20 protein-coding genes are annotated in these 19,724 nt (G+C 61.0%); 8 read left to right on the top strand and 12 right to left on the bottom strand.

Features of this window, described 5'->3' with window-relative positions; genetic code table 11:
• Positions 1 to 52: 52 nt before the first annotated feature.
• The 4 genes from AC0Z4S_RS01270 to AC0Z4S_RS01285 form a co-directional block, all read right to left on the bottom strand.
• Positions 53 to 1,075 (bottom strand): transketolase family protein, encoded by a 1,023-nt coding sequence (locus AC0Z4S_RS01270; protein WP_253501023.1) that lies wholly within the window; start codon positions 1,073 to 1,075, stop codon positions 53 to 55.
• Positions 1,072 to 1,920 (bottom strand): transketolase, encoded by an 849-nt coding sequence (locus AC0Z4S_RS01275; RefSeq protein WP_485621739.1) that lies wholly within the window; start codon positions 1,918 to 1,920, stop codon positions 1,072 to 1,074. Before AC0Z4S_RS01275 ends, AC0Z4S_RS01270 begins: the two co-directional genes overlap by 4 nt.
• A gap of 17 nt (positions 1,921 to 1,937) precedes the next feature.
• On the bottom strand, positions 1,938 to 3,236 hold the full coding sequence (locus AC0Z4S_RS01280; RefSeq protein WP_485621740.1) for an MFS transporter: 1,299 nt from the start codon (positions 3,234 to 3,236) through the stop codon (positions 1,938 to 1,940).
• A gap of 100 nt (positions 3,237 to 3,336) precedes the next feature.
• Positions 3,337 to 4,086, bottom strand: coding sequence for an SDR family NAD(P)-dependent oxidoreductase (locus AC0Z4S_RS01285; RefSeq protein WP_485621741.1), 750 nt, complete (start codon positions 4,084 to 4,086; stop codon positions 3,337 to 3,339).
• Positions 4,087 to 4,280: 194 nt separating this feature from the next.
• Here AC0Z4S_RS01285 and AC0Z4S_RS01290 point away from each other — a divergent pair, with 194 nt between their 5' ends.
• The 3 genes from AC0Z4S_RS01290 to AC0Z4S_RS01300 all read left to right on the top strand — a co-directional run bounded on the left by AC0Z4S_RS01290 (position 4,281) and on the right by AC0Z4S_RS01300 (position 5,852).
• A complete protein-coding gene (locus tag AC0Z4S_RS01290; protein ID WP_329517074.1) occupies positions 4,281 to 5,198 on the top strand; it encodes a LysR substrate-binding domain-containing protein in 918 nt (305 codons plus the stop codon).
• 84 nt (positions 5,199 to 5,282) lie between these two features.
• Entirely contained in the window at positions 5,283 to 5,507 is a 225-nt protein-coding gene (locus AC0Z4S_RS01295) for a DUF2188 domain-containing protein (protein ID WP_253501027.1), read from the top strand.
• Between the two features lie 102 nt (positions 5,508 to 5,609).
• Complete coding sequence (locus AC0Z4S_RS01300; RefSeq protein ID WP_485621742.1) at positions 5,610 to 5,852, top strand: hypothetical protein; 243 nt, start codon at positions 5,610 to 5,612, stop codon at positions 5,850 to 5,852.
• 602 nt (positions 5,853 to 6,454) lie between these two features.
• Here the strand turns inward: AC0Z4S_RS01300 and AC0Z4S_RS01305 are convergent.
• A complete protein-coding gene (locus AC0Z4S_RS01305; protein ID WP_485621743.1) occupies positions 6,455 to 7,363 on the bottom strand; it encodes a LysR family transcriptional regulator in 909 nt (302 codons plus the stop codon).
• Positions 7,364 to 7,496: 133 nt separating this feature from the next.
• Between AC0Z4S_RS01305 and AC0Z4S_RS01310 the strand changes: the two genes are divergently transcribed.
• The 3 genes from AC0Z4S_RS01310 (at position 7,497) to AC0Z4S_RS01320 (ending at position 9,760) form a co-directional block, all read left to right on the top strand.
• On the top strand, positions 7,497 to 8,525 hold the full coding sequence (locus tag AC0Z4S_RS01310; RefSeq protein ID WP_485621744.1) for an alpha/beta hydrolase: 1,029 nt from the start codon (positions 7,497 to 7,499) through the stop codon (positions 8,523 to 8,525).
• Between the two features lie 62 nt (positions 8,526 to 8,587).
• Positions 8,588 to 8,986, top strand: a complete 399-nt coding sequence (locus AC0Z4S_RS01315; protein ID WP_485621745.1) for a cyclophilin-like fold protein — start codon at positions 8,588 to 8,590, stop codon at positions 8,984 to 8,986.
• A gap of 12 nt (positions 8,987 to 8,998) precedes the next feature.
• Positions 8,999 to 9,760 carry a carboxymuconolactone decarboxylase family protein gene (locus tag AC0Z4S_RS01320; RefSeq protein WP_485621746.1) on the top strand — a complete coding sequence of 254 codons (762 nt, stop codon included), beginning with the start codon at positions 8,999 to 9,001 and terminating at the stop codon, positions 9,758 to 9,760.
• 27 nt (positions 9,761 to 9,787) lie between these two features.
• Here AC0Z4S_RS01320 and AC0Z4S_RS01325 read toward each other — a convergent pair whose 3' ends face one another.
• Entirely contained in the window at positions 9,788 to 10,798 is a 1,011-nt protein-coding gene (locus tag AC0Z4S_RS01325) for a cupin domain-containing protein (protein WP_485621747.1), read from the bottom strand.
• 63 nt (positions 10,799 to 10,861) lie between these two features.
• Between AC0Z4S_RS01325 and AC0Z4S_RS01330 the strand changes: the two genes are divergently transcribed.
• Positions 10,862 to 12,103, top strand: a complete 1,242-nt coding sequence (locus AC0Z4S_RS01330) for an MFS transporter (RefSeq protein WP_485621748.1) — start codon at positions 10,862 to 10,864, stop codon at positions 12,101 to 12,103.
• A gap of 5 nt (positions 12,104 to 12,108) precedes the next feature.
• Here AC0Z4S_RS01330 and AC0Z4S_RS01335 read toward each other — a convergent pair whose 3' ends face one another.
• Positions 12,109 to 12,732 (bottom strand): TetR/AcrR family transcriptional regulator, encoded by a 624-nt coding sequence (locus tag AC0Z4S_RS01335; protein WP_485621749.1) that lies wholly within the window; start codon positions 12,730 to 12,732, stop codon positions 12,109 to 12,111.
• A gap of 129 nt (positions 12,733 to 12,861) precedes the next feature.
• Here AC0Z4S_RS01335 and AC0Z4S_RS01340 point away from each other — a divergent pair, with 129 nt between their 5' ends.
• The gene (locus AC0Z4S_RS01340) at positions 12,862 to 14,079 is read left to right on the top strand and encodes an MFS transporter (RefSeq protein ID WP_429508242.1); all 1,218 of its coding nucleotides are present in this window, start codon (positions 12,862 to 12,864) and stop codon (positions 14,077 to 14,079) included.
• A gap of 19 nt (positions 14,080 to 14,098) precedes the next feature.
• Here the strand turns inward: AC0Z4S_RS01340 and msrA are convergent, their stop codons facing one another.
• From msrA to AC0Z4S_RS01365, 5 genes are all read right to left on the bottom strand, one after another.
• Entirely contained in the window at positions 14,099 to 14,605 is a 507-nt protein-coding gene (gene msrA, locus AC0Z4S_RS01345; protein ID WP_485621750.1) for a peptide-methionine (S)-S-oxide reductase MsrA, read from the bottom strand.
• Positions 14,606 to 14,645: 40 nt separating this feature from the next.
• A complete protein-coding gene (locus AC0Z4S_RS01350; RefSeq protein WP_471879820.1) occupies positions 14,646 to 15,749 on the bottom strand; it encodes an alpha/beta hydrolase family protein in 1,104 nt (367 codons plus the stop codon).
• A gap of 11 nt (positions 15,750 to 15,760) precedes the next feature.
• Positions 15,761 to 16,552 carry an enhanced serine sensitivity protein SseB gene (gene sseB, locus AC0Z4S_RS01355; RefSeq protein ID WP_485621751.1) on the bottom strand — a complete coding sequence of 264 codons (792 nt, stop codon included), beginning with the start codon at positions 16,550 to 16,552 and terminating at the stop codon, positions 15,761 to 15,763.
• Positions 16,553 to 16,587: 35 nt separating this feature from the next.
• A complete protein-coding gene (locus AC0Z4S_RS01360) occupies positions 16,588 to 17,049 on the bottom strand; it encodes an NUDIX hydrolase (RefSeq protein ID WP_485621752.1) in 462 nt (153 codons plus the stop codon).
• Positions 17,050 to 17,591: 542 nt separating this feature from the next.
• A complete protein-coding gene (locus tag AC0Z4S_RS01365; protein WP_485621753.1) occupies positions 17,592 to 19,721 on the bottom strand; it encodes a TonB-dependent receptor family protein in 2,130 nt (709 codons plus the stop codon).
• Between the last annotated feature and the right edge of the window lie 3 nt (positions 19,722 to 19,724).

Here is a 19,724-nt window from a genome sequence, read left to right on the forward strand (position 1 = left end):
CTTGTTTTCGGATGATCGGGCGCCTCGAAACGAAGCGCCTCTTGCGGTGGGCTTACAGCCAGGCCTTGATCTGCGCGCAGACGGCCGGGGTCGAAATGCCGTAGCGATCATGCAGCGTCGGCAGGGCGCCGGCGTCGAGGAAGGCATCGGGCAACGCGATCTGTCTGAAGGTGGGCGTGACGCCGTTGCGCAACAACAGCCCGGCAACCGCCTCGCCCAAGCCGCCGATGATCGAGCTGTTTTCCGCGGTGACCACCAGACGCCCGGATTTGCGCGCTTCGGCGAGAATGGTCTGCTCATCCAGCGGCTTGATGGTCGGCACGTGCAGCACGGCGACATCAATGCCGTCGGCCTGCAATTGCTTGGCCGCTTCCAGTGAACGCATGGTCATCAGCCCGGTAGAGATAATCAGCACATCGTTACCCGTGCGCAGGGTCTTGGCCTTGCCGATCTCGAATTGGTAGCCGTACTCGTCCAGCACCAACGGCACGTTGCCGCGCAGCAAACGCATATAGACCGGGCCCTGGTGAGCGGCGATGGCCGGCACGGCCTGTTCGATTTCCAGCGCATCGCAAGGGTCGACAATCATCAGATTGGGCATGGCGCGGAAGATTGCCAGATCATCGGTAGCCTGGTGGCTGGGCCCGTAACCGGTGGTGAGGCCAGGCAGGCCACAGACGATTTTGACGTTGAGATTTTCTTCGGCAATGGCCATGCAGATGAAGTCATAAGCGCGGCGCGAAGCGAACACCGCGTAGGTGGTGGCGAACGGCACGAAACCTTCGCGCGCCATCCCGGCCGCAGCGCTCATCAGCAACTGCTCGGCCATGCCCATTTGATAGAAACGCTCCGGGTGCGCCTTGGCGAAGATGTGCAGATCGGTGTATTTGGACAGGTCAGCGGAGAGCCCGACGATGTCCGCGCGCTGCTCTGCCAAAGCCGCGAGCGCGTGGCCGAACGGTGCCGAGCGGGTCGCCTGACCCTCGGAGGCAATCGAGGCAATCATCGCCGAGGTGGTCAGGCGCTTTTTCACCGGCTCGCCAGTCGAAGTCGAAGTGTTGGCGGCGTTGCTCATTGGTCTTTTCCTTCTGCAAGGTTGCTCAGTGCCTGGTCCCATTCGTGTTCTTCGACGCGAATGAAGTGATTCTTTTCCCGGTTCTCCAGAAACGGCACGCCTTTGCCCATTTTCGTGTCGCAGATGATCACCCGCGGTTGCGTGCCCGGATGCTGGCGCGCGGCATCGAAAGCAGCGACCAGTGCGTCGAGGTCATTGCCGTCGACGCGCTGGGTAAACCAGCCGAAGGCTTGCCAGCGATCAACGATCGGTTCGAACGAGAGAATCTCGCTGGAGTAACCGTCGGCTTGCTGGTTGTTCACGTCGACGATGGCGATCAGGTTGTCGAGCTTCCAGTGCGAAGCTGACATGACAGCTTCCCAGGTCGAGCCTTCATTCAGTTCGCCATCGGACAGCAGGTTGTAGACGAACGAGGTCGAACCTTTGCGCTTGAGGCCCAGGCAGGCGCCGACCGCGATGCCCAGACCCTGACCCAGCGAGCCACCGGTGATTTCCATGCCCGGCGTGTAGGCGGCCATGCCCGACATCGGCAGGCGGCTGTCATCCGAGCCGTAGGTTTCCAGCTCGTCGAGGGGGATGATCTCGGCTTCGATCAGCGCCGCGTACAGCGCAATGGCGTAATGACCGATGGAGAGATAGAAGCGATCGCGCTGCTCCCATTCAGGGTCTGCCGGGCGATGGTTCATCGCATGGAAGTAGGAAACCGCGAGCAAGTCAGCCGCGCCGAGGGCCTGGCCCACGTAGCCCTGACCCTGAACCTGGCCCATACGCAGCGCGTGGCGGCGAATGTTGTGCGCGCGTTCCGTCAGGCTCGGCGATACAGCGGGTGAAAGATTAGTCGTCATGATGAAACTCCGTTAACTCAACGATTGACCAAAGCGGCGGGAATGCGCAGGACCAGACTGGCGCCGAGGAACAGCACACCGGTAATCAGGTACATGCCGATGGCACTGGAGCCGGTCAGGGTGGTGATCCAGCCAATCAGATAAGGCGAGCAGAAGCCGGCGAGGTTGGCGAAGCTGTTGACCGCGGCGATGCCGGCAGCGGCAGACACCCCGCCGAGCAGCGTGGTCGGCAGCATCCAGAACAACGAGGTGGCGGACAAAATGCCCGAGGCGGCCAGGCACAGGCTGAGGATCGACAAAGTCGAATTGCCACCCATCATTGCTGCCAGGCTCAGACCGATCGCGCCGGCGATCATCGGCACGATCAGGTGCCAGCGGCGCTCGCGATGCTTGTCACCACTGCGCCCGACCAGCAGCATGGCGACGATGGCGCACAGATAGGGCAGGCTGGTCAGAAAGCCAATGTGCAGCGGATCGGAAACACCCGCGTTGCGCACCAGAGTCGGCAGCCAGAAGGTGATCGCGTACTGGCCCATCACGACGCAGAAGTAGATGGCCGCCAGCAACCACAAACGGCGGTCGCGAATGAACTCGCCGACCGAGACATGGGTGACTTTTTGCTGGTCGTCTTCGGCCAGCTCGCGAGTGATCAGGGCTTTTTCTTCGTCATTGAGCCAGGTCGCCTGATGCACGCCGTCCTTCAGATAGCTCAGCACCAGCAGGCCGACGATGACGGTCGGCACCGCCTCGAGGACGAACATCCATTGCCAACCGGCCCAGCCGTGCACGCCGGCAAAGTGGTTCATGATCCAGCCCGAGAGCGGGCCACCGACCATGCCTGACAGCGGAATGGCGATGAACCACAACACCGTCATGCGCGCCCGCCGATAGGACGGAAACCAGTACGTCAGGTAGAGCAACAGGCCCGGCGCCAGACCGGCTTCGGCAATCCCCAGCAGAAAGCGCAGGGCATAGAACTGCCAGGCGGTTTCGACGAAGGCGAACAGGGCCGAGACGATGCCCCAGGTGATCATGATCCGCGCAATCCACACTCGCGCGCCGACCTTGTGCAGAATGATGTTGCTGGGCACTTCGCAGAGAAAATAGCCGATGAAGAACACGCCAGCGCCGAGTCCGTAGACCGTTTCGCTGAGGGCCAGATCGTTCATCATTTGCAGTTTGGCGAAACCGACGTTGACCCGGTCCAGATAGGCGCACAGGTAGCACAGCATCAGGAACGGCATCAGCCGCCAGGCCGTTTTGCGATAGGCAGAAGAGCGCACGGTCGAAACCGCTTCGAGCGACAGGGTAGTCATGATGGTCTGATCTCTTGTTTTTATTGACCGCCAGGCCCTCGGGCCCGGCTGCGTCATCGATCCAGAACCGCACGGGCCGCGCAGGCCCGCCCAGAGGTACTCAGTGAATCAGCATGCCGCCGTTCACATCAAGGGTGATGCCGGTCAGATAAGCGGACAGGTCGCTGGCCAGAAACAGCGCGGCGTTGGCGACGTCCTGCGCTTGACCCAGGCGCCCGAGCGGGATGCCGTCGATGATGGCGTGACGGCGCTCGTCCTGCATCAGGCCGCCGGTGATGTCGGTGTGAATCAGCCCCGGAGCGATGGAGTTGACCCGGATGTTGTCCGGCCCCAGTTCCCGTGCCATGGCCTTGCCCAGACCCAGCACCCCGGCCTTGGCGGCGCTGTAATGCGGGCCGCCGAAGATGCCGCCGCCGCGCTGGGCAGACACCGACGACATGCAGACGATACTGCCGCAAGACTGTTGCCGCATCAGCGGAATCACCGCCTGCGACATCAGCAGGGTGCCGCGCAGGCTGACGTCCAGCACCTTGTCATAGTCCGAGGGGCGGATATCAAGGGTCTTCAGCGGTTGGGTGATGCCGGCGTTGTTGACGAGAATATCGATGCGCCCGAAGTGCTCGATGATGGCGGCGACGGCTTGCTGAACCTGCGCTTCGTCGGCCACGTTGGCCGCGAGGCCCAGATGACCTTCGCCCAGTGATGCGGCGGCGTCACGTGCTGCGGCTGCATCCAGATCGAGAACCACCACGCGAGCGCCGTGTTGCGCAAACGTGGTCGCGGTGGCGCGGCCAATGCCACGGGCGGAGGCAGCACCGGTAATGATTGCGACTTTGTCTTGAAGAAGCATGGAGGATTCCCTCGAATTGTTTTTATTGGGTCGGTCTGCGAAAAACCGATGACTCAGCTTGTCCTTCGAGGGGAGGGTGAGCAATAACGCGAAAGTCACTCAATGCTGAAAAAAATTCAGCACTCGTCAGGCCTGCTCGCAGATGTTTGAATGAAACCGGTCCGTACATCACAAGAAATCGCAACGGAGTCCCCATGCGCCCTGACACTGAGGCACCCATCATCCTGCCACCGCTGAAAGCAATTCAGGCCTTCGAGCAAACCGCGCGCTTCGGTAATGTCGCCAGGGCGGCGGAAGTGCTGGACCTGACGCCATCGGCCGTCAGCCATCAACTGGCGAAACTGGAGGGGATGATTGGTCGGCAGTTATTTGTCCGCGCCGCTCGGGGTGTCTCGCTGACGCCGGTCGGTGAGCAATACCTCAAGGAAGTCTCCGGCATTCTGCACAGCCTCGCCGTTGCCACTGAGCGCGCGGCCAGCGACGTCAGCCTTGATTGCCTGCGTTTGCATTCCTCGCCAAGCTTCGGCCTGCTCTGGCTGATGCCGCGCCTGGAAGCGTTTCGCGCCAGTCATCCGGACATTCAGATCAATCTGTCGTGTTCCTATGAATCGCTGCACTTCAGTCGCGACAAGATCGACGTCGATATCCGCCATGGTCTGCCGAACTGGCCAAGCTATGAGGTGCGTACGGTCAGGAACGAAAAATTTGCCGTGCTGACCTCACCGAAATTGCTAGCGCAACGACCGGTGCGCGGCGCGGCGGATCTGCTTGAGTGTGATCTGATTCTCTCGGAAGCCACTCTGCTCAAATGGCCGCAATGGTTTGCCCAGCATGGCCTGGCGCGTCCGGAACGGCCTTACGCGCTGAGCTTCGATCGTTCATACATGTCGCTGGAAGCGGCGAGTCATGGCTTGGGTTTCGCACTGGAAAGCACATTGCTGGCGCAGAAGTATCTGGCCGCGGGCACGTTGGTTGAAGTGGCGCCTGAATCACTGAGTGCTGCGGTGGCGGCGCACCACTTGGTGTTTCCCAAGGCGCATTCCAGCTTCCCACGTGTCAGGCGTTTTCTGGCGTGGATGGAAAGCGAATTGGGTCACGAGTTCGCTTATTGAGGCCGGGCGCAATTCTTTCAAACTCTCTGCAGCGGCCAGGGTCAATCCATTACCGGTCTTGATCATTCAATCAGAGGTGAAGGAATGGATAACTACCACATCAACAAAAACCAGCAGCGCTGGGAACTGGTCAAAGAGGGCGCGCAGCGTGCGTCCAAAACAGCTTCGACCAAAGCCGAGATCACTCAGATCGCCAGCGAATTCCTGCAAGACAAAACCGCCTCGCTGAAAATCCATAAAGAGGACGGCACGATCCAGGAAGAACGCACCTTTCCGCGGGCTGCCGATCCGCGCAAAACCAAAGGCTGAGCCGCCTGTTCTTTTCTGTATTCATGATTTTTTCAGAAGGGGCTGATTTATGGTCATCGCATGTCTGGGATGGAGTTGGCTGATCTGGCAGCCGGGGAAGCGATGAGCGCCCGGAGCCAGGCGCAGATTGCTGCGATTCTTGATCAGCTGTTGGCACTGCGAGAAAGCGTGGACATTCTCCAGCACGTGGAGAGCGGTAGCGTCGAGTCGCTTCGTGGCCATCAGACCGTGGACGCCCCGGAGTCGCTGGATCTTGTGTTTCAAAAGCTGCATGAAGATATCGCCAGCATGGAGGAAACCTTGGCGACGATTGCCGAGGCTACCGGCGATGTGCCGAAGTTGTGAGTGTGTCGCGGGGTTGCCGTTAGAGATGATTTGCCTGATCTGACGCCTTCGCGAGCAAGCTCGCTCCCACAGGGTTTTACAGCAGATCCGCGAACTTGATCCATTCACAAATCCCTTGTGGGAGCGAGCCTGCTCGCGAAGGCGGAGTGTCAGTCAACGTTGCATCAACTGACAGACTGCTATCGCGAGCAGGCTCGCTCCCACAGGGTTTTCCATACGCCGCCTGATTGCTGACCTACCACGAACCCAATGTAGGAGTGAGCCTGCTCGCGATGGCGGAGTGTCAGGCAACTTTGCATCAACTGACAGACTGCTATCGCGAGCAGGCTCACTCCTACAGGGTTTTCCATACACCGCCTGATTGCTGACCTACCACGAACCCAATGTAGGAGTGAGCCTGCTCGCGAAGGCGGAGTGTCAGTCAACGTTGCATCAACTGACAGACTGCTATCGCGAGCAGGCTCGCTCCCACAGGGTTTTCCATACACCGCCTGATTGCTGACCCACCACGAACCCAATGTAGGAGTGAGCCTGCTCGCGATGGCGGAGTGTCAGTCAACGTTGCATCAACTGACAGATTGCTATCGCGAGCAGGCTCGCTCCTACAAGGGGGCTGGGTTTCTCACCACGCGCAACGCATCCACCACCAGTGAGAACGCCGGCGACGGTTGGCGGCGGCTGGGGTAGTAGAGGTGGAAGCCACCGAACGGTTCGCACCAGTCCTCCAGCACCCTGACCAAACGGCCTTCAGCCAGATGTGCACCGAACTCGTCTTCAGGCAGGTAGGCAATCCCTAACCCGTTCACAGCCGCGTCGGCAATGTGCACGGTGGAGTTGAACACCAGTTGACCGTCAACGCGCACTTTCAGCTTTTTGCCCTGACGCTCGAATTCCCACGCGTCAACACCGTCGTAGGTGGGGAAGCGGATGTCGATGCAACGGTGCGCCGCCAGATCCCGCGGGTGTTGTGGGGCAGGGTGCCGGGCGAAATAGCTGGGCGAAGCGACCACGGCCATGCGCAATGGCGGGCCGATCGGCACGGCGATCATGTCCTGGGCAACGGTGTCGCTGAAGCGCACGCCGGCGTCGAAGCGGTCAGCGACGATGTCGCGGAAACCATAGTTGATATCGAATTCGACTTTGATATCCGGGTATTGCAGCAGTAGCGGTGTCAGCTTGGGCAGCAGCGTGGTCTTGATGATGTTGTCGCCGCAAGTGATACGTACCGTGCCAGCGGGCTTGTCGCGCAACTCGGTCAGAGCGTCGAGCTCGGCTTCGATTTCATCGAAGCGATGGCCGACGGTGTGCAGCAAGCGTTCGCCGGCCGCCGTCAGCGACACGCTGCGCGTCGTGCGGGTCAGCAGGCGAATTTTCAGACGCGCCTCCAGGGCTGAGACTACCTGGCTCACCGCCGACTGCGTCACGCCCAGTTGCACCGCCGCGCGGGTGAAACTGCCGGAGCGGGCTACGGTGACGAAGGCGAGCAGATCGTTGAAGTTGGGTTTGGCCATGGTGCGCGCTCGGCTTGATTGATTAGCAGCGTTTATAACCGCATTAAGCACTCATTAGCTAATCAAAGCCTCGAGCCTGCGCAACAATATCTCCATCCCGGCCTCGCCTGGTTTCTCGATCAAGGACGCCCCCATGAAACGACTGTTCGTACTGCTCGGGTTTCTCCTGAGTTCATTCACTGCATTCGGAGCTGACATGTCCCACGGTGCCGATAATTTCTTCAAAAGCGATAAGGTGACCGTGCAGAAGGTCAGCTTCAAAAACCAATATCAACTCACCGTCGTCGGCAACCTGTTCATGCCCAAAGGGCTGGATCCTGCAGCGCGCAGCGCAGCGATTATCGTCGGCCATCCGATGGGCGCGGTAAAGGAGCAGAGCTCCAATCTATACGCACAGAAACTGGCCGAGCAGGGCTTCGTCACCCTGTCGCTGGACCTGTCCTTCTGGGGCGAAAGCGAGGGCGCGCCGCGCAATGCCGTCCTGCCGGACATGTATGCCGAAGACTTCAGCGCCGCCGTCGATTACCTCGGCACGCGGCCATTCATCGACCGCGAGCGCATCGGCGTGCTGGGCATCTGCGGCAGCGGCAGTTTCGTCATCAGTGCAGCGAAAATCGACCCGCGGATGAAAGCCATTGCCACGGTCAGCATGTACGACATGGGCGCAGCCAACCGTGACGGCCTCAAGCAGTCGCAAACCCTGGAACAGCGCAAGCAGATCATTGCGCAAGCGGCCGAACAGCGTTACGCCGAGTTCACCGGCGGCAAGGTCGAATACACCAGCGGCACGGTGCTGGAACTGAAGGCCGATACGCACCCGATCCAGCGCGAATTCTTCGACTTCTACCGGACCCCGCGCGGCGAATTCACCCCGGCCAGCTCGACGCCGCAACAGACCACCCGGCCAACGCTGAGCAGCAACACCAAGTTCATGAACTTCTATCCGTTTGTCGATATCGAGAGCATTTCGCCGCGCCCGATGTTGTTTATCGCCGGTGCCGAAGCGCACTCCCGAGAATTCAGCGAAGAGGCATTCCGTCTCGCCGGGCAGCCGAAAGAACTGGTGATCGTGCCGAACGCCGGCCATGTCGATCTGTATGACCGGGTCGAGCTGATTCCCTTCGCCAAGTTGACGCAGTTCTTCAAAAACAACCTGAAGTAACTCCCAGGCGACGGAGCAGAGTCATGAAAATCTTCGCTCAAACCTGGAAGGGAGTTGTGCTGATGACATGGGTGCCCTTTGCTCTGTCTGCCACTACCGCTGCGCAGGACACCACGATGTGGATGACTGTCGGAGAACACCGCTTTGCCATTGCTCTGGATGACAACCCGAGCACACGGGAACTGCTCACGCGATTGCCCCTGAGCCTGGACATGAGCGACCTGCACAGCAACGAAAAATACGCCACCGTGCAGCCGCCACTGCCCACCCAGCCCTATCGGCCGGGCACGATCCACAGCGGCGATTTCCTTTTGTATGGCGACGATACGTTGGTGGTCTTCTACCAAACCTTCGATTCGTCTTACCGCTATTCGCGCCTTGGTCGCATCGACCGGCCGCAAGACCTGGCCCACGCCTTGGGGCGTGGCGACGTGCGGGTGACGTTCACCCTGGATGAGTGAGGAGAGTCATTGATGAACCAGAAATCGCTGCATCATCAGCGCCTTCTTCGCATCGTCGCCCTCGGTTGCGCGGTCCTCGCCAGTGCAGCCTGCGTGAACCCTCTCTGCGCCAATCCTTCCCGACCATCGGAGAAACCGATCATGAAAGAACAGCCTTTGACCCCTAAGCAATTGGCCATCGCCCCGATTGCCGCGAATACCGCCAGCGGCGACATGCCGCGTTTGCACGACGCGCTCAATCGCGGCCTCGACGCCGGGCTGAGCATCAGCGAAACCAAGGAAGTGCTGGTGCAGCTGTACGCCTACGCCGGGTTTCCGCGCAGCCTCAACGCGCTGTCATTGCTGATGAAAGTCGTGGAAGAACGCGCCGCGCGGGGCATCGAAGACGTGCCAGGACGCGAGCCCGGCCCGGTGCCTTCGGGGTATGCGCTGACCGAACTCGGCACCGACAATCAGACCCGTCTGGTCGGCGCGCCAGTGTCCGGCCCGCTATTCGAATTCGCCCCGGCGATCGATCAGTTTTTGAAGGTGCACTTGTTCGGCGACATCTTCGCCCGCGACAACCTGGCATGGACGGATCGGGAGTTGGCGACAGTTGGTGCACTGGCGGCAATGGCTGGAGTGGAATCGCAGCTGGAGTCGCATTTGAAGATCAGCCTGAATGTGGGACTGACGGTTGAGCAGTTGCGCCAGGTGGCGCAGGAGTTGCAGGCGCGTGGGGATTTGCAGGCTGCGGAGCGGGTGAGCGCGGGGCTGGACAAAATCCGCCGATGAGGGCAGCTCGGGTTCATCGCTGCCCTTTTAGTGCGATTCTTGTATTGCGCGCTGGCGCCGACTCGCTCCCGGCGAGTTTCCCGTGATGCGCTTGAACGCGCGACTGAACGCCGCCTGGGAGGTGTAGCCCAGGCGTTGCGCCACTTCTTCGATCGGCAGTCGTTCCAGCGTCAGCCACTGACTGGCCAGACGCATCCGCAGTTCGGTGGCGTAGCGCAACGGCGGGGTGCCGAGGGTGCTCTGGAAGCGTTCGGCGAAGACTGAGCGTGAGGTGTTGCAGAGCATTGCCAGTTCGGCGACGCTCCAGTCGCGGCCCGGTTGCTGGTGCAAGGCCAGCAAGGCCTTCGCCAGACGTGGATCGCGCAGGGCGGCGACGAGGCCAGAGGCGTTGCCGCAGGCGCATTCGACCCAGCCACGAACGATCATCGCCGCCACGACGTCGGCCAGGCGAGCGAGAATGCCGGCGTAGCCGATGCGCGCGGCGCTGACTTCGCGTTCCATGGTCGCGAGGATCGGCATCAGTCCCGGGTAGCGCTGGCCGCCTGCGTCAATCAGCATCAGTCCCGGCATCAGCCGGCCGAGGCCTTGCAGGCTGCCGAGTTCGAACTCCATGCAGCCACTGAAAAGCAGGGCGCTATCGCCGGGATCGGCGCTATGCCCGACTTGCACCGCGCACACTGTGTCGCCGATTGGAGCCGCGACGGCGCTGTCAATGTCTTGCACCTCGGCGCCTGTATGGGACAGCAATTGGTGCGCGGCGCCATGGGCAATAAATACCGCATTGCCCGCCGATAATTCGTACACGCTGCCGTCCTCCAGCCGCAACACCGCAGATCCAGCGGCGACGAAGTGGAAATACGCATGGCCGGATTTGTCGCTGAAACCGAGGCCATAGGGCCCAGCGGCGTGGATTCGCCGATATTGCACGCCACGCAGACGCATGCTACGCAGCAACTCAGTGATGAGATCGGAGGACAGCGAGAAGGAGTCGGTGGTGCTCATGTTCGGGGTTTCGGTCAAAAGTTCAAGACTGTGCATCATAGATCATCCGGTTTGCCATCCATAGACTGGCGTCTCGACAATGTCCGAGGAAGTCTTGCGATGAATGATTGTGTATGTGACGGGCAGGCCGGTGGGGGCGCGCGCACTGATGAGGTGCCGACGACGCCGGCGTGGATGGCGGTGTTTTCGCTGGCGATGGGGGTGTTCGGATTACTCACGGCAGAATATCTGCCGGCCAGCCTGCTGACGCCGATGGCGCTGGATCTCGGCGTCAGCGAAGCGTTGGCCGGGCAAGCCGTGACGGTGACGGCCGTGGTGGCGCTGTTTGCCGGATTGCTGGTGCCGGGGCTGACGCGTAGCCTTGATCGGCGGCTGGTGTTGCTCGGTTTTTCGGCACTGATGATTGCCTCGAACCTGCTGGTCGCGTTCTCGTCCAGCCTTACGGTGTTGCTGGTGATGCGAATCCTCTTGGGCATCGCCTTGGGCGGTTTCTGGAGCATGGCGGCGGCCGTGGCGATGCGCCTGGTGCCGGCGGCGCTGCTGCCGCGCGCGCTGTCGATCATCTTCAGCGGGATCGCCGTAGGCACCGTGGTGGCGGTGCCGCTGGGCAGTTTTCTCGGCGGGCAATTTGGCTGGCGCAGTGCGTTTTTCGCAGCGGCGGCGGTTGGCGTGGTGACCCTGGTTTTTCAAATGTTCACGTTACCGAGTCTGGCGCCGCATCGCCCGTCACGCCTGCGTACGGTGCTTGAGGTTTTGCTGCGACCGGGCATTGCCATTGGCATGTTCGGCTGCGTATTGGTGCACACCGGCCACTTTGCGTTGTTCACGTACATCCGGCCATTTCTGGAAAGCACCACCGGCGTCGGAACGCAAACTCTGGCACTGATGCTCCTCGGTTTCGGCGTGGCGAACTTTGCCGGCACGCTGTTCGCCGGCTGGCTGTTGCAGCGCAGTCCACGCGGGACCCTGGTGCTGATGCCGGTGCTGGTAGGCGTTGCCGCTCTGGCACTGGTCGGGTTGCCGGCTTCTCTCACCGGGCAGGCGTTGCTCCTGGCGCTCTGGGGCATGGCTTTCGGTGGTGTGCCCGTCGCATGGTCGAATTGGGTGGCGCGCTCGGTACCCGATCAGGCCGAAAGCGCAGGCGGCATGGTCGTCGCATCGGTGCAATCGGCGATTGCCGCAGGCGCTGCTGCCGGCGGCGCGGTGTTCAGTTTCAGTGGCATCAATGGGGTGTTTGTCGCGGCCGGCATTCTCATGTTACTGGCCGCGTTGCTGATTGCACTGAAGGTCAATGTCGATGTGCCGGAGCCGGGCTCGGCGGCGGTGCCGATGCATCTGTGATTTGATCAGAGAGGGGTGCGAGTGGCGGCAATGTCCCAGGTTTGCATGATCTGAGTAATGGCAGCATCGATGCTTTCCAGCGCGGTGTTGTCTCTGGCGAGTATGGATATGCCTTGCAGGAAACTGTCGAATACCGTCGCCATCGCCGCCAAATTTGTGTCGCTGGCCAACTCACCGGCACTCACAGCGCGCTCGACGCAGGCTTGAATTCCCGCGCGGGTGCGCTGGCGTGAGCGGGTCAGGGCTCGCACCACGTGGGCATTTTCCGGGCTCGGTGCGCTCATGACGCCCAGAGTGACCATGCAGCCCTTGGGATGCGCGTCGTCGCACTGCATGCGTGCCGACTGGCGCAGCGCGGTCTCGATGGCGTCGCGCGGTGCCAGACTTTCGTCCCACAGGCATTCGGTGACTTGCGCGTAGGTTGTCAGATAACGCTGCACACATTCATCGAACAAGGCCTCCTTGGAACCGAACGCGGCGTAGAAGCTCGGCGCTGAAATCCCTCCGCCAAGTCCGGCCTTCAATTGGGCGAGCGATGTCGCGTCGTAGCCGTGTTGCCAGAACAGCTGCATGGCCTGATCGACAGCGTCGTCGCGATCAAACTGACGGGGGCGACCGGTTCTCGCCATGGCAAAGCTCCTCGTTGAAGTCATATAAAGACTAGTCGATACAGAAATTGTTGACAACGCTCCTTGTGCGCCTTCAGGATCTAGATCGATCGGTATTTATATCAGCGAAGGCTTTTCAAGGAGCATCCCGTGACACCATCAATAACGTTGACAGCCACCCCAAAACGCCTTCCCATCGGCGCTTTGCTGGCGCTGGCGATGACAGGCTTCATCTGTATCGTCACCGAAACCCTGCCCGCCGGCTTGCTGCCGCTGATCAGCGAGGGTTTAACGATTTCGCCGTCCATGGCAGGGCAAATGGTGACCGCATACGCATTGGGGTCGGTACTGGCGGTGATCCCGATGACTATCGCCACCCGCGGCTGGCGGCGCCGCAATGTGCTGCTGCTGACGATTGTCGGCTTCCTGGTGTTCAATTCGATCACTGCGCTGTCGTCACACTACGGCGTGACGCTGGTCGCGCGCTTCTTCGCCGGGGTCGCAGCAGGGTTAGCGTGGAGTTTGTTGGCCGGCTACGCGCGACGCATGGTCGAACCCGAGCAGCAGGGCAAGGCACTGGCACTGGCAATGGTCGGTACGCCGATTGCGCTGTCGCTGGGCGTGCCGCTGGGGACGTGGCTCGGCGGGCTGGTCGGCTGGCGCAGCACATTCGGCCTCATGTCGGCGCTGACCCTGCTATTGATCGTCTGGGTGCTGGTGAAAGTGCCGGATTACCCGCCGCAACCGGCCCATCAACGCCTGCCGCTGCGCAACGTCCTGACCACCCCGGGCGTTCGCCCTGTGCTTGCGGTGGTGATCAGCTGGATGCTCGCGCATAACATTCTCTACACCTACATTGCGCCGTTCATTGCGCCGGCAGGAATGGCCGATCGTGTTGATCTGGTCTTGTTGGTCTTTGGCATTGCTGCGCTGGCGGGCATATGGCTGACGGCGAAGCTGGTCGAGCCGCTGCTGCGTACGACGGTCCTGTTGAGCCTTGCGACGTTTGCCGTCGTCTGCGTGGCGCTGGGTTTTGGCGGGGGTATGCCGGAGGTGATCTACGTTGGCGTGGCGGTATGGGGTTTGACCTTTGGCGGCGCGGCAACTTTGCTGCAAACCGCGCTGGCGGATGCGGCGGGCGACGGAGCGGATGTCGCCTTGTCGTTGAACGTGGTGGCGTGGAACAGCGCGATCGCTGGCAGCGGTGTCGTCGGCGGCGTGTTGCTCGATCGCTGGGGCGTTGCCGCATTCCCGTGGGCCATGCTGGCACTGGTGGCTATCGGCTTCGCCATCGCGTGGGGTGCCCGGGCCCACGGTTTCAAGTCGGGCCCGCGCTCTGTCGGAGCTTCGGTAGTGGCGGCGCATTGAACCCCGCCATCCCCCTTTCTTAAGCGCGCTTCGGCAGTTTCCAGTTCGGTCGGATGAAGTGGCAGGTGTAGCCATTCGGAATCCGCTCCAGGTAATCCTGATGCTCGGGCTCTGCTTCCCAGAAGGGGCCGGCCGGTTCGATTTCGGTCACTACCTTGCCGGGCCATAGCTTCGAAGCGTCGACGTCAGCAGCGGTGTCTTCAGCAACGGCGCGCTGCTCCTCGCTGAGGTAGTAGATCGCCGACCGGTAGCTCGGGCCAAGGTCGTTGCCCTGGCGGTTGGGCGTGCTCGGGTCGTGGATCTGGAAGAAGAACTCGAGGATCTGCCGGTAGCTGATCACCGCCGGATCAAACTCGATCTCGATGGCTTCGGCATGGTTGCCGTGGTTGCGATAGGTCGCATTCGGCACATCGCCGCCGGTGTAACCGACACGGGTCTTGAGCACGCCCGGGTAGCGGCGCAACAGATCCTGCATGCCCCAGAAGCAACCGCCGGCGAGAATGGCAGTTTCGGTTTGAGTGGTCATGGTGTGTCCTTCCTCTCGGAGACGATGGGGATATGCATTGTTATGAGGGCGGGTTGGCCGATTCCAAGGTCACGGACGACTGCGATCTGATCAAAGGGGCTTGATTGCTGCTCGCAGTCTTCGCCAGAAAATCGCTGATCAGCGATGTCACCTGTTGTTGAATCACCGCGCGTGGCCGCGCAGCCTCGCCATCCCGGCAAATGATGCCATCCCCGGGACTGTCTTCTTCGAGCAAGGCCTCCGCGCCCGGTTTGCACTGTGACATGAAGCTGAAATGGCTGGCGTCGGCGATCTCGATATAACGGCTCGATGCCGGAGGCAGGCGCTTGGCCAGATCAGCTGACTCCAGGGCTGCCGGCAGATCCTGCGACGGCGCACCGGCGGCGATAACCAGCGTTGGCACTGGCAATGTCGCAAGGCTCTGACTGGTCATTCCCCGCGAAAGGCCCAGATCCAGCGAAACCACGGCCGTCACGCGCTCATCGCGCAGGGTACCGGCCAGTGCCGTTTTCAATGCCGGGGTGCTCACCGGATTCATTTGTTGATAGACCTTGCAACTGGATAGCTGCGGATGAGCTGTGCAATCGCCCGCGAACAGGTCCGGGTCGAATCGCGCACCGGCGATTTCCAGCGCAGTCCAGCCGCCGAGGGAGTGGCCGACCACTGCAATCCGATCCTTGGCGACGATGCCGAATTTGTCCGCTTGGCGGGTGACTGCGTCGATGGCGCGGCTCAGGTCGGCGGGGCGCTGCCACAACTGTGCGGCCGCCTGCGGGCTGCGGTCATGGGTAGTGGTGCCGGGGTGGTTGACTGCCGCGACGATATAACCCTGACGGGCCAGCGCACTCGCCAGCCAGGCCTGATTGCTCCAGTTGCCTCGGTAACCGTGGGACAGCACCACCAAGGGATGGGCGCCGGCCACGGGTGCCGCGTCACGAACGGCAGAAGAACCAACGAAGACTGCGTCATCCGCGATCGATTGGGCGGTGGCTGTCGTCGCGCTCGGGTACCAGACGACCATCTCGAGCGGACGTTCGTGGTGCGGGTCGGGCAGGGTGGCGGACTGGAAGCCGATGACGTCGACGTCAGCCAGCGCGGCGGTCGAAAGGCCTATGACGAGCCAGGTCGCGAGTGCTGTTTTCAATGGATTGATCATCACGATTTACCAAAGCCAAAGAAAGAGCGCAGCTTGCTCGGCGGCCTCCGTTCGTAGAAAGTCCTGGTCTCCTTGAGGAAGTAATCACTCAGCCCGGCTTCTCCGACCAGCACGCGGCAAAAATCTACCGGCCCGCCGTCTGGGGCTGTGTCCCCAGCGACATTGCCGGCTTCGCGCATGACCTGCTCGATATCGCCATCGGCTTCGATGCCGACGATCAAATGCGGTTTTTCATCGAGCGAGGCGTCGTGCATCAGTGCCAGAAATGCGCGCTTCACGTTTGGATGTTTGGCCAGCAGTTGCGAGAGCGAGTGAACCATCGACGATGGATAGTCCGAAGGCTGTCCGAGCAATACGTTGGTTTCTTTTTCAACGGTGCGCTGCGTGGCGGGGCGGCCGATTCCGCCCGAGAGCAAATGTTGCACTTCATCCGGGACGAACTCTTTGCCGTAGGGCGACTTGGGATTGAGGAAGAGCAAAGCACCCAAGGTGATTTCGAACAGTGATCGGGCGGGTATCTCTACATAGCTCTGCTCGCTGTCGATGGATTGTTGCAGCGTTGGCAGCGAGGAGAAGAACGGAATGACCGGCGTGCCATCGGGCTTCTGCCAGTGGGCGATGCTGATGTTGCTGCCGGCCTCGAGATTGACATGACCTTGAGCTGCACCGGCGGTGCCGAGGATGTAGACGGTCGAATCCAGCAGGGTGCGATAGAACTCAGGGCGATGCGCGGGTTCGTCCGCGGCCAGTCGGAGTGATGTTTCCAGAGAGTTTTCTTGCGAAGTATCCATGAGGTCAGTCCGTTATTTTCGATGGAGAGCGATGATTACCTGCTCGGCGCGAAGATGCCTGCATTCACCAGCATTTCATCCAGCCCCTCGGGCCAGACCTGATCGCCGGTGCCCCGTAACGATTTAGCGGACCACCAACGATGATCGGCCATGACCTCGGTTTCTTCCTGAGTCCAGCCGGATCTGGAAAGCCGTTCGCCTGGCGCGTGCACGACGAAATATTGTTCGACCGCGAGTACTGTTTCGCCGCTTGGTAATAGCATGGAAAAATCCCGGTGTGCTACAGGTCCCTCAACCGTGACGACCTCTATGCCGGTTTCCTCACGCAACTCACGTATTGCAGCGTCATGGAATGTCTCACCGGCCTCAACGCCGCCGCCTGGGGTTGCCCAGTAAGTTCTGCCGGCCAAGGCGCCGTTTTCATGAATGAATCTGAAAAGCAGAACTTCTTGGGAGGGACTGATGACCAGTAATCGTGCTGCTTTGCGTTCGCGCATCTACATCTTCCTTGAAGGGCTTGCTACTGCTTGTTGCGTTTCGGATTCGTATTGCAAGAGGACGTCGGGCTGGCAAGAGCTCCTTATTGCACAGCCATTAAAGACCACCCAACCTGCTGAACCATGGAAAAACAGCGCCAGCTTCATGGCCTTTATACGCTGACCTCGCCCGCAATTGTCTGCGACAACGAAGCCAGCTGATTACTGCCGGTATTACCAATAGCGTCAGAAACCACTGGAAAACATTGCTGGATTGAAGCGCAAGAGCCAGAAGCACGTTGATCAGGAGCGCCCCAAGAATCGCAACGTTGTACTTGATGTGCCGACGTTTGATTGCAGCAAAGTCTTCCCAGTCGTAAATCAACCAATCGTGAGAAAACCCTCCGCACTCTGGGCATTTATGCGTGGGCGGAAGATGATCGGTGATGAATCCACAATCAGGGCAGCAGACTGTCATTGAGCAAACCTTCCGCAAGCTGTTACATATCGCTAGCCAGCGTAGTGCAGATTGCGCGGAGTTGTCCGCCTCCAGCCAACAGACCTCACAACAAGCTCCACGAAACCCCGACGTACACCCCCATTCCTTCGCCCGGCGTCGACCGCGCGGCATCCAGACCTTTGTCGTCATAGCCCGGCGTGACCGTGGCCGCATAACGTTTGCCGGTGAGGTTGCGCATGTCCACCCAGCCTTGCCAGTCGCCCTTCGGCGCGTTGTAGCCCAGCGTGGCGCCGAACAGGGCATACGGATCGGCGTAATAGCTATTGGCGTAATCCACGGCAACTTTGGACACCAGTTGTGTGTTCACGGCGGCGAAGAAGCCTTGCGGCCAGTCGTAACGCAGTTCGCCCTGATAGTAGTGCATCGGCAAACCGGGCAGGCGGTTGTCGCCGAAGCGTTCATCGTCACGGTAGTGGAAATCGCTGAAGGTGTAGGCCTGGCGCAAGCTCAACTGGCGCCCGTCCGCGGCGGTCCAGAGTTTGCTGTTGAGGCTGGCCTCGATGCCTTGGTGCACCGTCGGGCTGGCATTGAGTTCGTAGGGCGTGACGGCGTTGGCATCCGGTAGCACCGAGAGCAGTTCGTGACGAACTTGCGCGTAGTACCAGGCCAGACTCCATTCACCGAAGGCGCTGTCGCCACGGCCGCCAAGTTCCAGGGTGGTCGCGGTCTGGTTTTGCAGTTTTATCGGGTCGCGCTGGGTGCCGGTGGCGGCACCGTTGCCCGCAGGGAAGCGTACGTTGGAGCTGTAGATCAATGACCACGGGTGCGGTGCTTCGACGGAGCGGCTGAGGTTGCCAAACACTTGCACATCCGGGGTGATCTGGTAGCGCAGGCCGATACGCGGTGCGTAGTCCCAGTCGTTGAGGCTGGTTTTGCCGCCGCCTTGCGGGTAGGTCACGGCGCTTTCGCGGCGGGTGTAGATGGCGGCGAGGCCGGTGGTAAGCCAGAGGTCGTCGGCAATTTCCAGGTCGTTACCGACATGCAGCACGGTGTCGGAGCCCTGATAGGTGAAGTTGCGCATGCGCGTACCCGGAGCGTAGCTGGCGGTGTTGCCCCCAGTCGGAACGCGCACGAATTCACTGGCGCCGTCGTTGGGCAGATGCTTGGTCACGCGCAGGCCCACAGTGCTGCGGCTTTCCATGCCGAACAGGGTGTCGCGGCGTTTGTAGTCGAAGGTGCCGCTGACGTCGGTATAGGCCACTTTCAGGCGGTTCGGGCCTTCGCGCAAGTCCATGGGGTAGTCGTGGTAGACGAGACCGGTCTGAATGCTCGAATCGTCGTCGAGATAGAACGTGGTCTTGTTGCCAATGAAGGTGCTGCCCGGTTGCTTGCGGCTGTCGTCGCGCGCCACATACGCCGGGTTGGCTGCCCGTGGGCTGTGTTCGATGGAGTGTTTGGTTACCCGGCCGGCGAGGTCATTGTCGGTCTCGCGGTAGCGAAAATAGAAGCGTGTTTCCAGGTTCGGGTTGAAGCGATAACCGAAGTTGGCGATCAGGCCTTTGCTGTCGCTGGTGGTGTGATCCTGATAGCCGTCAGCCTCGGCACCGGTCAGCGACACGTAGTAATCGAAATCGCCAAGCACTTGCCCGGAGCTGATCTGGCGCTGCTGATAGCCATGACTTCCGGTGGCATAGCGCACTTGCAGTTTCGGCGCGGTGTAACCGGTGTGGCTGACGTAATCGATAGCGCCGCCCAGCGCCAGCGAGCCGCGATCAAAGCCGTTGGCGCCGCGCAACACTTCGACATGGTCGACCCACAGTGGCTCAAGCAATTCATACGGTGTGCCGCCGGGGCCGGTCAACGGCAGGCCGTCAAGCATCGTATACAGCCCTGAAGCGTGGGCGCCGGGTGCGCGGTTGATCCCCGATCCGCGAATGGAAATCTTCACGCCTTCGTTGCCCGCCGACTGCGCATACACCCCTGGCTGGTAGGCCAGCACATCCTGATTGCTGGCAACGCGGCCCTGCAACGGCTGGCGCATGTCGACCACGTTGGTAGCGCCGGGCACCTGTTCGAGGCGTTCGCGGGCCTCTTCGACCGCTGCATCCGTGCCACTGCGCTCATCCGCCGAAATCAGCACTTGCCCCAGTTCCAGACCCTGGGTCGCAGCCATCGCCGGGCAGGCGATGGCCAGACCGAGCAGGGCAGTGGGCAATGATTTGGGCGACGGCATCGA

This window comes from Pseudomonas sp. 1L-B-1-E-C1, assembly GCF_057291835.1.

What these genes read in the sequence shown, in the direction of transcription:
- AC0Z4S_RS01295 (WP_253501027.1), top strand. Translation starts at nt 5,283, where the DNA reads ATGGATAACTACCACATCAACAAAAACCAGCAGCGCTGGGAACTGGTC.
- AC0Z4S_RS01285 (WP_485621741.1), bottom strand. Translation starts at nt 4,086, where the DNA reads ATGCTTCTTCAAGACAAAGTCGCAATCATTACCGGTGCTGCCTCCGCC.
- AC0Z4S_RS01330 (WP_485621748.1), top strand. Translation starts at nt 10,862, where the DNA reads ATGAATGATTGTGTATGTGACGGGCAGGCCGGTGGGGGCGCGCGCACT.
- AC0Z4S_RS01360 (WP_485621752.1), bottom strand. Translation starts at nt 17,049, where the DNA reads ATGCGCGAACGCAAAGCAGCACGATTACTGGTCATCAGTCCCTCCCAA.
- AC0Z4S_RS01300 (WP_485621742.1), top strand. Translation starts at nt 5,610, where the DNA reads ATGAGCGCCCGGAGCCAGGCGCAGATTGCTGCGATTCTTGATCAGCTG.
- AC0Z4S_RS01290 (WP_329517074.1), top strand. Translation starts at nt 4,281, where the DNA reads ATGCGCCCTGACACTGAGGCACCCATCATCCTGCCACCGCTGAAAGCA.
- AC0Z4S_RS01280 (WP_485621740.1), bottom strand. Translation starts at nt 3,236, where the DNA reads ATGACTACCCTGTCGCTCGAAGCGGTTTCGACCGTGCGCTCTTCTGCC.
- sseB (WP_485621751.1), bottom strand. Translation starts at nt 16,552, where the DNA reads ATGGATACTTCGCAAGAAAACTCTCTGGAAACATCACTCCGACTGGCC.
- AC0Z4S_RS01315 (WP_485621745.1), top strand. Translation starts at nt 8,588, where the DNA reads ATGACATGGGTGCCCTTTGCTCTGTCTGCCACTACCGCTGCGCAGGAC.
- AC0Z4S_RS01270 (WP_253501023.1), bottom strand. Translation starts at nt 1,075, where the DNA reads ATGAGCAACGCCGCCAACACTTCGACTTCGACTGGCGAGCCGGTGAAA.
- AC0Z4S_RS01275 (WP_485621739.1), bottom strand. Translation starts at nt 1,920, where the DNA reads ATGACGACTAATCTTTCACCCGCTGTATCGCCGAGCCTGACGGAACGC.
- AC0Z4S_RS01335 (WP_485621749.1), bottom strand. Translation starts at nt 12,732, where the DNA reads ATGGCGAGAACCGGTCGCCCCCGTCAGTTTGATCGCGACGACGCTGTC.
- AC0Z4S_RS01320 (WP_485621746.1), top strand. Translation starts at nt 8,999, where the DNA reads ATGAACCAGAAATCGCTGCATCATCAGCGCCTTCTTCGCATCGTCGCC.
- msrA (WP_485621750.1), bottom strand. Translation starts at nt 14,605, where the DNA reads ATGACCACTCAAACCGAAACTGCCATTCTCGCCGGCGGTTGCTTCTGG.
- AC0Z4S_RS01365 (WP_485621753.1), bottom strand. Translation starts at nt 19,721, where the DNA reads ATGCCGTCGCCCAAATCATTGCCCACTGCCCTGCTCGGTCTGGCCATC.
- AC0Z4S_RS01305 (WP_485621743.1), bottom strand. Translation starts at nt 7,363, where the DNA reads ATGGCCAAACCCAACTTCAACGATCTGCTCGCCTTCGTCACCGTAGCC.
- AC0Z4S_RS01325 (WP_485621747.1), bottom strand. Translation starts at nt 10,798, where the DNA reads ATGCACAGTCTTGAACTTTTGACCGAAACCCCGAACATGAGCACCACC.
- AC0Z4S_RS01310 (WP_485621744.1), top strand. Translation starts at nt 7,497, where the DNA reads ATGAAACGACTGTTCGTACTGCTCGGGTTTCTCCTGAGTTCATTCACT.